This is a genomic window from Pseudogemmobacter humi (assembly GCF_900609055.1).
GTDB classification, from domain to species: Bacteria; Pseudomonadota; Alphaproteobacteria; order Rhodobacterales; family Rhodobacteraceae; genus Pseudogemmobacter; species Pseudogemmobacter humi.
In genome coordinates this window covers 15,964-25,488 of sequence record NZ_UXAW01000067.1, presented here as the reverse complement: position 1 = coordinate 25,488, position 9,525 = coordinate 15,964, and the positions used below count along the sequence as shown (strand labels likewise).

Below are 9,525 nucleotides of genomic sequence, written 5' to 3'. Positions count from 1 at the left end.
GGCTGCGCCGTAAAAGGGAGCCCCCATGCGCCGCATCCTCGCCTCCGCCTTCGTGACCCTTGCCGCGCCGGCCCTGGCCCAGACCCCGCCCGACACCGCGAAGGCGGTGCAGGTGTTCTCGGCCGCCTTCGCCGACACCTGCTCCGGCGCCTTCCTCGAAGACGGGGCGCTGATCCATGAGCCGCAGCGGTTCGACGTTCTCGCGCCCTCGGACTGGGGAGAGCCGGCGCCGGTGGTGGTCTGGCAGTTCTGGTGCGGGGCAGGGGCCTACAACATCCAGCACCTTTTCCTGATCCATACCGATTACCGCGGCATCCATCCCGCCGCGCTGCCCGCGCCGGAGTTGCGGGTGGAAAACGAGGATCCCGAGGATTTTGAGAGCCCGGTGAAATCCATCGACATCATCGGCTGGACCGCCAGCGTCCTGGCGATCAACGCCGAATTCGATCCCGACCGGCTGGAGATCCGCGAAACCGGCTACTGGCGCGGCATCGGCGACGCCTCGAACACCGCGGTCTGGCGGCTGGTGAACGAGGGCTTCCGCCTCATGCGCTACGATGTGGACGCGAGCTACGACGGCGAGGTCAACCCGGTCACGCTGGTGAGCTTCGAGTGAGCGCCACCTTTGCCTCGCCCTTCGGCCCGCTCTCTCTGCGCGACGACGGCGCGCGGCTGACCGCGCTGGTCTGGGGCGAGGGCGGGGCAGAGGCAACGCCCCTCCAGGCCGAGGGGCTGCGCCAGCTGGCGGCGTTTTTCGAGCGCCGGCTGACCCGGTTCGACCTGCCGCTGGACTGGGGGACCGGGCTTCACGAAAAGGTCCGCCGGGCGATGGCGGCGATCCCTCTCGGCGAGACCCGCCGCTACGGCGAGATCGCGGCGGATGTGGGGGCGCCCGCCCAGGCCGTGGGCCAGGCCTGCGGCGCCAATCCGCTGCCGATCCTGATCCCCTGCCACCGGGTCCTGGGCGCGAAGGGGCTGGGCGGCTTCTCGGCCCCGGGGGGCGTGGAGACCAAGGTCGCGCTCCTGCGCTTCGAGGGCGCGGCGGGGCTGCTGATCTGATCGCCCTTGCCGCCGGCCCGCCGCCATGCGAGGCAGGATGCAAAGAAACTGTAACGGTCGCGCATCTTGTCCCTGGGTGTCTTTCTCGCCGTTCTGGCGGCGGCTTTTCTTCACGCGCTCTGGAATGCGCTGATCAAGCTCGGCACCTCGAAGGTCGGGGCGATGGTGATCCTGTCGATCCTCGAAGTGCCGATCGGCCTGGCCGTCGTCGCCTTCGCCCCGCCGATCGACCTTGCGGCCGTTCCCTGGGTGATCGCGGCGGGGCTGACGCATTTCGCCTATAAGTTCTTTCTCAGCTACGCCTATGACCGCGGCGATCTGAGCCGGGTCTATCCGATCGCCCGCGGCGCCGCGCCGATGATCGTGGCGCTGGTCGGCGCGGCGGTGCTGGCCGATACGGTCACCACGCGGCAATATGCGGCGATTGCGGTGCTGGCGGGCGGGATCCTGCTGATGGCGCGCGGCGTCTTCGCCAGCGGCGAGAACCGCCGGCTGCTGCCCTTCGCGCTCGGCTCGGCGCTGGCCACCGCGACCTATACGCTGATCGACGGCACCGGCGCGCGGATCTCGGGCAGCGCGGTGGCCTATGTGGCCTGGGTTTTCGTGGCCGACGGGCTGATCTTCTCGGTGGGCATGCTGGCCTGGCGCGGGCGGGCGGTGCTGCCGATGCAGGGCCATGCCTGGCGGATGGGCGCGCTGGCCGCGGCGGCCAGCTATGGCGCCTATGCGATCTCGATTTGGGCGATGACGGTGGCGCCGATCGCGCTGGTGGCGGCGTTGCGTGAGACCTCGATCCTGTTCGCGGTGCTGATCGGCTGGCTTGCGTTCGGCGAGCGGATGACCGGCGAGAAGGCCCTTGCGGCGCTGGTCATCGTCGCCGGGGTGATCCTGAGCCGGATGTAGCGGAAGGGGGCCCTGCCCCCGTCGCGGCCGGGGCCGCGACTCCCCCGGGGTATTTGGATCAGGGTGAATGGGGCTTTCAGGCCGGGATAAATACGCCCGCCGGGAGGCAGATCTGCCACGCGCAGCCCGGCCGACATGGACGGGCGCGCGGAAAAGGGTTCCGCGGGCTTTCCTTTTTCCGTTATAGTCGGCGGCAAATCAGCCAAAAGAACCGGGCAGACCGCATATGATCGAACCTGACCTGCGCGACCGCATTCTGGCAGAGCCCGAGAGCCTGCTGGAGGATCGCGACGTGATGAACGCCCTGGTGGCCGCGAACGAGCGCGCCATGGGGGCCAATATCGTCGATCTGCGCGGCATCGCCATGCAGCGGCTGGAGACAAGGCTGGAGCGGCTGGAGGACACCCACCGCTCGGTGATCGCCGCGGCTTATGAGAACCTCGCCGGGACCAACCAGATCCACCGGGCGATCCTTCAGATGCTCGATCCGCTCGGGTTCGAGGAATTTCTGACGACGCTCGCGGGCGATGTGGCGGCGACCCTGCGGGTCGATTGCGTGCGGCTGGTGCTGGAGAGCCGGCAATCGGGCGAGGATCCGGCTTTGCGCCGTCTGGGCGACGTGCTTTTCGTGGCCGAGCCGGGTTTCACTGCGCGCTATCTCGCGGGCGCGCGCAATGCGCCCCTGCGGCCGGTGACTTTGCGCCAGGTCATGCCGGAGAGCGATCTGCTCTACGGTGACCGCGCGGGGTTTATCCGCTCCGAGGCGCTGCTGCGGCTTGATTTCGGCCAGGGCAGGCTGCCGGGGATGCTGGTCCTTGGCGCCGAGGATCCGCATCAGTTCCGTGCCACCCAGGGCACCGATCTGCTGGCATTCTTCGCCGGCGTCTTCGAGCGGACCATGCGCCGCTGGCTGTCGTGAGTGGCCCTCCGGTGCCCTCCGCGCAGATGCGCGCGGCGCTGGACGAATGGCTGGCGCAGATGGTGGCGCTGAAGGGGGCGTCGAAGCATACGACCGCCGCCTACCGGCACGATGTCCTCGGCTGGCTCGGTTTCCTCGCGCAGCACCGCGGCGGGACGGAAGGCGCGGCGATGACGCTTGACCTTACCCAGGCCGAGATGCGGGCATGGATGGCGCATGAGCGCGGCCGGGGTCTCTCGGCGCGCTCGCTCGCCCGGGCGCTTTCGGCGGTGAAGAGCTTCACCGGCTGGCTGGCGGACCGGCGCGACGAGGAGGCGCCGGTGATCCTCTCTACCCGCGGGCCGAAATTCCGCCGCCGCCTGCCCCGGCCCCTGCCCGAGGACAAGACCGCCGAGATCATCGGGATCACCGGCGAACAGGCGCGCGAGGACTGGCAGCAGGCGCGCGATCTGGCGGTGGTGACGCTGCTTTACGGCTGCGGGCTGCGGATCTCGGAAGCCCTGTCGCTGAAAGGCGCCGATCATCCGCTGCCCGAGGTTTTGCGCATCACCGGCAAGGGCGGCAGGACCCGGCTGGTGCCGGTGCTGCCCGCCGCGCGCCGCGCCGTGGCGGATTACGCCGATCAGTGCCCCTGGGATCTGCCGCCCGGAGAGGCGCTGTTTCGCGGCGCACGCGGCGGCCCGCTCAGCCCGCGGGTGATCCAGCTCGCGATGGAGCGCGCGCGGATGCAGCTCGGCCTGCCCGCGACCGCCACGCCGCACGCCCTGCGCCACAGTTTCGCGACGCATCTTCTGTCCGCGGGCGGCGATCTGCGGGCGATCCAGGAATTGCTCGGCCATGCCTCGCTCTCCACCACCGAGGCCTATACCGCGGTCGATGCCGCGCGGCTGATGGAAGTCTATTCCCGGTCCCATCCCCGCGCCGGGTGATTGCCTTCGGCGCCGGTTTGCTTCATGAGTTTTCCCATGTCCGATCGTTACAAGGCCCTTTCCGTCCATCTGCTCACCGCCTCGGGCGCGGTGCTGTCGATGCTGGCCATGCTCGCCGCCGTCGAGGCGAAATGGAGCCTGATGTTCCTCTGGCTGGTCTTCGCGCTGATCGTCGACGGGATCGACGGGCCGCTGGCGCGCAAATACCAGGTGCAGAAGAACTGGCCGACCTATGACGGCGTGCTGATGGATCTGATCGTCGATTACCTGACCTATGTCTTCATCCCCGCCTATGCTTTGTTCAAATCGGGGCTCCTGAGCGGCTGGACCGGCTGGATCGCGATCATCGTCATCGTTTTCGGCTCGGTGGTCTATTTCGCCGATACGAGGATGAAGACGAAGGACAAAAGCTTCGCGGGCTTTCCCGCCTGCTGGAACATGGTGGTGCTGGTTCTGTTCGCCGTCGCGCCCTCGCCGGGGGTGATCCTGACGCTGGTGGTGCTGCTGACGGTGGCGATGTTCACCAATCTGAAATTCATCCACCCGACGCGGACGAAGCGCTGGCGCGAGGTTTCGCTGCCGGTCTCGGTGGCCTGGATCGTGTTCGCGGGCTGGGCGGCCTGGGTGGATTTCGCCGAGGGCAGCCTTGCGCATTGGGGGCTGATCGTCACCTCGCTCTATCTCGCGCTGGCCGGAATCGCGCAGCAGGTCATCCCGGAAGGCATCCGGCGCGTGAAATAACCCGGCGCGCGCGCCGCCGCCCGGCGGAGGCCCCCGCCGGAAGCATTCAGCTCAGGATGAAATTCCCATTCACCCTGACCGAAATACCCCGGGGGAGTCCCTGAAAGGGACGGGGGCAGGGCCCCCGCATCCTCGTCAGAGGATTTTCTGCCCGGTTTTCGCCCAGTCCTTGTTGAACTGCTCCAGGCCCTTGTCGGTCAGCACATGGCTGGCCATCGCCTTGATCACCGAGGGCGGCGCGGTCATCACATCGGCGCCGATCAGCGCGCATTCTCTCGCGTGGTTCAGCGTGCGGATCGAGGCCGCCAGGATCTGGGTGTCAAAGCCGTAATTGTCGTAGATGGTGCGGATATCGTCGATCAGTTCCAGCCCGTCGAGGCTGATGTCGTCCAGCCGCCCGATGAAGGGCGAGATGAAGGTCGCGCCCGCTTTCGCCGCCAGCAGCGCCTGGTTGGACGAGAAGCACAGCGTCACGTTGACCATCTTGCCTTCGCCGGACAGCACCTTGCAGGCTTTCAGCCCGTCCCAGGTCAGCGGCACTTTCACCGCGATATTCGGGGCGATTTCGGCCAGTTTCCGGCCCTCGGCGATCATGTCAGCGGCCTTTTCGGCGACCACTTCGGCCGAGACCGGACCTTCGACGAAGGAACAGATCTCTTTGGTGACCTCAAGGATGTCGCGGCCCGATTTCAGGATCAGCGACGGGTTGGTGGTCACGCCGTCCACCATGCCCAGATCGTGCAGCTCTCGAATGGCATCCACATCGGCGGTATCGACAAAGAACTTCATGGCGTCATGCTCCCTTGGGGCAGATCAGGGGGTGGAGTGAGGGGATCGGGGGCGGTATTAGCGGAAAGCGCGCCGGGGGGAAAGAGGTTCCCGGCAGGGAATGTTTGCGCTAACGGAAAATTCCCGGCAAAGAGGGTGCGATGACTGAGCGGATCTTCTCGGAAGGCGAGACCGTCGCGGTGCTGACGACCGAGCCTCTGGGCCCGTTCCTCGACTATCGCGCGCCCGGGGGCGGCTGCGGAACCGGCGATTTTGTCGAAGTGCCGCTCGGGCCGCGCCGGGTGCTGGGCGTGGTCTGGGGCCCGGGCGAGGGCGGTTTCGACCCGGCCCGGCTGCGCAGCATCGCGCGGGTGCTCGACGTGCCGCCGATGCGGGCCGAGCTGCGGACCTTCCTGAGCCGCGCGGCGGATTACACCATGACCTGGCTGCCGGCGATGCTGCGGCTTGCCACCCGCTCGCCGGGGCTGTTCGACCCGCCCGCTCTGCGCCGGGTGTTGCGGCTTTCCGGCCCGGTGCCGAACCGGCTGACCGAGGCGCGGCTGAAGGTGATCGAGGCGTTGCGGTCTTTCGGCGCCGCCCCCGTCACGCCGGGAGAGCTGTCCACGGCGGCGGGGGTCTCGGCCTCGGTCGTGCGCGGCCTCGTGAAACTCGGGGTGATCGCCGAGGAGGAGGCGCCGCGCGATCTGCCCTATCCGCGGCTGAACGCCCGCGCGCCCGCCCGGCTGGAGGGCGATCAGGTCGAAGCCGGGGCCGCGCTCGCGCAAGCGGTGGCGGCGGAGAATTTTCAGGCGGTGCTGCTGAAAGGCGTCACCGGCTCGGGCAAGACCGAGGTTTACCTTGAGGCGGTGGCCGAGGCGCTGAGGCGTAACCGCCAGGCGCTGGTGCTCTTGCCGGAAATCGCGCTGACCGCGGATTTCCTCGCCCGGGTCGAGGCCCGCTTCGGCGCGCGCCCCGGCGAATGGCATTCCGGCGTGACCCAGACCGAGCGGCGGCGGCTGTGGAAGATGGCGGCGGAGGGAGAGGTCGGCCTCGTGGTCGGCGCGCGCTCGGCCTTGTTCCTGCCGTTTCAGGATCTCGGGCTGATCGTGGTCGATGAGGAACACGACACCTCTTACAAGCAGGAGGATGGCGTCCTCTACAACGCCCGCGACATGGCGGTGCTGCGTGGCTCCATCCTCGGCTGCCCGGTGGTGCTGGCCTCGGCCACCCCCTCGCTGGAGAGCTGGGTGAACGCCGATCAAGGCCGTTACGCGCGGCTGGACCTCACCACGCGCTACGGCGCCGCCGAGATGCCCGCGATGCGCGCGATCGACATGCGGGCCGAAAAGCTGCCCTCGGACCGCTGGATCTCGGAGACGCTCGCAAAGGGGGTCGAGGACCGGATCCGCGCGGGGGAACAGTCGCTTCTGTTCCTCAACCGCCGCGGCTATGCGCCGGTGACGCTCTGCCGCGCCTGCGGCCAGCAGATCGGCTGCGACGATTGCGATGCCCGGATGGTCGAGCACCGTTTCCTCAAACGCCTCGTCTGCCACCAATGCGGCGCGACGAAGCCGGTGCCGCAAAGCTGCCCCTCCTGCGGCGTCGAGGGGCGGATGGCCGCCGTCGGCCCCGGCGTCGAGCGGCTGGCCGAAGAGGTGACGGCGCGCTTCCCCGAGGCGCGGCTGGCGGTCTTGTCCTCGGACCTGTTCGGCTCGGCCCGCGCGCTGAAAGAGCAGATCGCCGCCATCGCCGAAGGCGCGGCCGACATCATCATCGGCACCCAGATCGTCGCCAAGGGGCATAACTTTCCGCTCTTGAAGCTCGTCGGCGTGATCGACGCCGATCTGGGTCTCCAGGGCTCTGACCTGCGCGCGGCCGAGCGGACGTTTCAACTGATGCGCCAGGTGGCGGGCCGCGCGGGCCGCGCGGGGGCGCCGGGCGAGGCCTGGCTCCAGACCCACCAGCCCGAACATCCGGTGATCCGCGCCATCCTCGGCGGCGATGAGGAGGCCTTCTGGAAGGCCGAGGCCGAAGAGCGCCGCGCCGCCGGAGCGCCGCCTTTCGGGCGGATGGCCGGGATCATCCTCTCGGGCCCGGACCTGCAACCTCTGTTCGACTATGGCGGCGAACTCGCGCGCGCCGACGCACCCCTGCGCCGGATCGGCGCCGAGGTCTTCGGCCCGGCCCCGGCCCCCGTGGCCCGGGTGCGCGGGCGGCATCGGGTGCGGCTTCTGGTCAAGGCGCCGAAAGCCGCGCCCTTGCAGGCGGCGCTGGCGCATTGGATCGGCCAGGTGAAACAGCCCAAAGGGATGCGGCTCGCCATCGACATCGATCCGCAGAGCTTCATGTGAACCCGCCGGGGCGCAAGAGCGACCCCCTGCGCAAAGGCTATCGCGAACCCGCGTTCCTTGTGGATAAGGAGGGCCATACCTCCACGGGAAACCCGGAGTCAGCACCGATTTTCAGACGGTTCGTGCAGGCAGGGCCAGGGACAGCGGGCGCGGGCGTCTTTTCTTGCGCGGCGGAAGAGGGGGTCGCGCGCTCAGAGCCAGCGGTCGCGCCCGGTTCCCACCGCATCCGCGACCGTGGCGAAACCCTCGCGCGCAAGGATGGCATCCAGCCCGCGCAGGATGCGGGGGATCAGCGAGATCCCCTCATAGACCATGGCGGTATAGATCTGCACCGCCGAGGCCCCGGCGCGGATCTTCTCGAACGCCTGTTCTGCCGAGCCGACGCCGCCCACCCCGATCAGCGGGATGCGCCCCCCGGTCAGCGCGGAGAGCCGCGCCAGAACCCGGGTCGAACGCTCGAACAGGGGGGCGCCGGACAGACCGCCGGCCTGATCCCGCGCCGCGCTGCGCAGCCCCTCGCGCGAGAGCGTGGTGTTGGTGGCGATGATCCCCGACAGGCCCGAGGCCAGCGCCACTTCGGCGATGCCCTCCAGATCGGCGGGCTCCAGATCCGGCGCGATCTTGAGAAAGACCGGGATCGGACGGAGAAGCGCGGCGCGCGCCTCCATCACCCCGGCAAGCAGCGCGGCCAGCGCCGCGGGGCCCTGAAGATCGCGCAGTTTCTCGGTATTGGGCGATGAGACATTGACGGTGGCGAAATCCACATGGGGCCCGCAGGTGGCAAGCACCCGGGCGAAATCGCTGGCACGATCCGCGGAATCCTTGTTCGCGCCGAGGTTCAGCCCGACCGGCACCGGCCCGCGCACGCGGGCGGCGAGGCGGGCGGCAATCGCCTCTGCCCCTTCGTTGTTGAAGCCGAAACGGTTGATCGCGGCGCGGTCCTCGCTCAGCCGGAACAACCGCGGTTTCGGATTGCCTGGCTGCGGGCGCGGCGTCGCGGCGCCGACCTCGATGAAGCCGAAGCCCGCGCGGGTCAGCGCCGCCAGCGCTACCGCATTCTTGTCGTAGCCCGCCGCCAGCCCCAGCGGGTTCGGCAGCGCGAGCCCCGCCAGTTCGCAAGCCAGCCGCGAGGAGGTGACCGGGCCGGGCAGCGGCGCCAGCCCCATCCGCAGCGCGGTCAGCGACAGCGCATGGGCGCGTTCGGGGTCGCAGCGGTGCAGAAGGGCAAGGCCCGCGCGTTCGGTCAGGCTCACAACACACCTTCGGGGAAAATATGGCCGGTGACGCCAAGCGGCAGCGATTTGTCCCAGACCACATCCGCCAGCCGCAGCGGGCGGTAGAGATGCGGAAACAGCGCGCCGCCGCGCGAGGGCTCCCATTTCAGCGCCGGGCCGAGCGCCTCGGCATCGCAGGCCACCAGCACCAGATCGCTTTCGCCGGCGAAATGCTTCTCGGCGGTGCCGGCCACCTGGGACGGCGTCGAGAAATGGATGAAACCGTCGTCCAGATCGACAGGGGCACCCGCGGTCTCGCCCGCGGCGCGGAAGGCGTCCCATTCAGGGCGGCGAAGGATCTTGAGGATCAGCATGGCCCGCTTCCTGCACATCATGGCCGCCCGCGTCAATGGGTCAGTGGGGGGCCAGCGCGCGCGAAAACCTGCGGCAGGCGGCTTGCAGAGGCGGGAAAAGCCCGCTATCTGAAAGCCACAGCGCAGGGGCGCCGGATGGCTGCCCCCATGGAATGCGGGCGTTGTGTAATGGTAAGACCCTAGCCTTCCAAGCTAGAGACACGGGTTCGATTCCCGTCGCCCGCTCCAGTTCCAGAACAATCAGAAATCGCGATATATACAATCATA

At 68.7% G+C, this 9,525-nt stretch carries 10 protein-coding genes and 1 tRNA gene; 8 read left to right on the top strand and 3 right to left on the bottom strand.

Going from position 1 to position 9,525, the window contains the following annotated elements; all coding sequences use genetic code 11:
* The first annotated feature begins 25 nt into the window (after positions 1–25).
* From XINFAN_RS10500 to XINFAN_RS10475, 6 genes are all read left to right on the top strand, one after another.
* The gene (locus XINFAN_RS10500) at positions 26–616 is read left to right on the top strand and encodes a DUF1176 domain-containing protein (RefSeq protein WP_124086635.1); all 591 of its coding nucleotides are present in this window, start codon (positions 26–28) and stop codon (positions 614–616) included.
* A complete protein-coding gene (locus XINFAN_RS10495; protein ID WP_124086633.1) occupies positions 613–1,059 on the top strand; it encodes a methylated-DNA--[protein]-cysteine S-methyltransferase in 447 nt (148 codons plus the stop codon). The genes XINFAN_RS10500 and XINFAN_RS10495 overlap by 4 nt, the downstream gene beginning before the upstream one ends.
* Before the next feature lie 66 nt (positions 1,060–1,125).
* A complete protein-coding gene (locus XINFAN_RS10490) occupies positions 1,126–1,962 on the top strand; it encodes an EamA family transporter (protein WP_124086631.1) in 837 nt (278 codons plus the stop codon).
* A gap of 226 nt (positions 1,963–2,188) precedes the next feature.
* A complete protein-coding gene (locus XINFAN_RS10485; RefSeq protein ID WP_124086629.1) occupies positions 2,189–2,881 on the top strand; it encodes a DUF484 family protein in 693 nt (230 codons plus the stop codon).
* 26 nt (positions 2,882–2,907) lie between these two features.
* Positions 2,908–3,810: a tyrosine recombinase XerC gene (locus XINFAN_RS10480; protein WP_124086732.1), complete on the top strand. Its 903-nt coding sequence runs from the start codon at positions 2,908–2,910 to the stop codon at positions 3,808–3,810.
* 36 nt (positions 3,811–3,846) lie between these two features.
* Positions 3,847–4,551, top strand: coding sequence for a CDP-alcohol phosphatidyltransferase family protein (locus XINFAN_RS10475; RefSeq protein WP_124086626.1), 705 nt, complete (start codon positions 3,847–3,849; stop codon positions 4,549–4,551).
* Between the two features lie 135 nt (positions 4,552–4,686).
* Here the strand turns inward: XINFAN_RS10475 and fsa are convergent, their stop codons facing one another.
* Positions 4,687–5,340: a fructose-6-phosphate aldolase gene (gene fsa, locus XINFAN_RS10470; protein WP_124086624.1), complete on the bottom strand. Its 654-nt coding sequence runs from the start codon at positions 5,338–5,340 to the stop codon at positions 4,687–4,689.
* Between the two features lie 140 nt (positions 5,341–5,480).
* Here fsa and XINFAN_RS10465 point away from each other — a divergent pair, with 140 nt between their 5' ends.
* Entirely contained in the window at positions 5,481–7,670 is a 2,190-nt protein-coding gene (locus tag XINFAN_RS10465; protein WP_124086621.1) for a primosomal protein N', read from the top strand.
* Between the two features lie 191 nt (positions 7,671–7,861).
* On the opposite strand, the gene XINFAN_RS10460 is transcribed toward XINFAN_RS10465, so the two are convergent.
* Positions 7,862–8,923, bottom strand: coding sequence for a quinone-dependent dihydroorotate dehydrogenase (locus tag XINFAN_RS10460; RefSeq protein WP_124086618.1), 1,062 nt, complete (start codon positions 8,921–8,923; stop codon positions 7,862–7,864).
* Complete coding sequence (locus tag XINFAN_RS10455; protein WP_124086616.1) at positions 8,920–9,258, bottom strand: DUF952 domain-containing protein; 339 nt, start codon at positions 9,256–9,258, stop codon at positions 8,920–8,922. Before XINFAN_RS10455 ends, XINFAN_RS10460 begins: the two co-directional genes overlap by 4 nt.
* A 154-nt stretch (positions 9,259–9,412) precedes the next feature.
* Between XINFAN_RS10455 and XINFAN_RS10450 the strand changes: the two genes are divergently transcribed.
* A tRNA-Gly gene (locus tag XINFAN_RS10450) sits at positions 9,413–9,486 on the top strand.
* Positions 9,487–9,525: the final 39 nt, after the last annotated feature.

What these genes read in the sequence shown, in the direction of transcription:
- XINFAN_RS10500 (WP_124086635.1), top strand. Translation starts at nt 26, where the DNA reads ATGCGCCGCATCCTCGCCTCCGCCTTCGTGACCCTTGCCGCGCCGGCC.
- XINFAN_RS10485 (WP_124086629.1), top strand. Translation starts at nt 2,189, where the DNA reads ATGATCGAACCTGACCTGCGCGACCGCATTCTGGCAGAGCCCGAGAGC.
- XINFAN_RS10480 (WP_124086732.1), top strand. Translation starts at nt 2,908, where the DNA reads ATGCGCGCGGCGCTGGACGAATGGCTGGCGCAGATGGTGGCGCTGAAG.
- XINFAN_RS10475 (WP_124086626.1), top strand. Translation starts at nt 3,847, where the DNA reads ATGTCCGATCGTTACAAGGCCCTTTCCGTCCATCTGCTCACCGCCTCG.
- fsa (WP_124086624.1), bottom strand. Translation starts at nt 5,340, where the DNA reads ATGAAGTTCTTTGTCGATACCGCCGATGTGGATGCCATTCGAGAGCTG.
- XINFAN_RS10465 (WP_124086621.1), top strand. Translation starts at nt 5,481, where the DNA reads ATGACTGAGCGGATCTTCTCGGAAGGCGAGACCGTCGCGGTGCTGACG.
- XINFAN_RS10455 (WP_124086616.1), bottom strand. Translation starts at nt 9,258, where the DNA reads ATGCTGATCCTCAAGATCCTTCGCCGCCCTGAATGGGACGCCTTCCGC.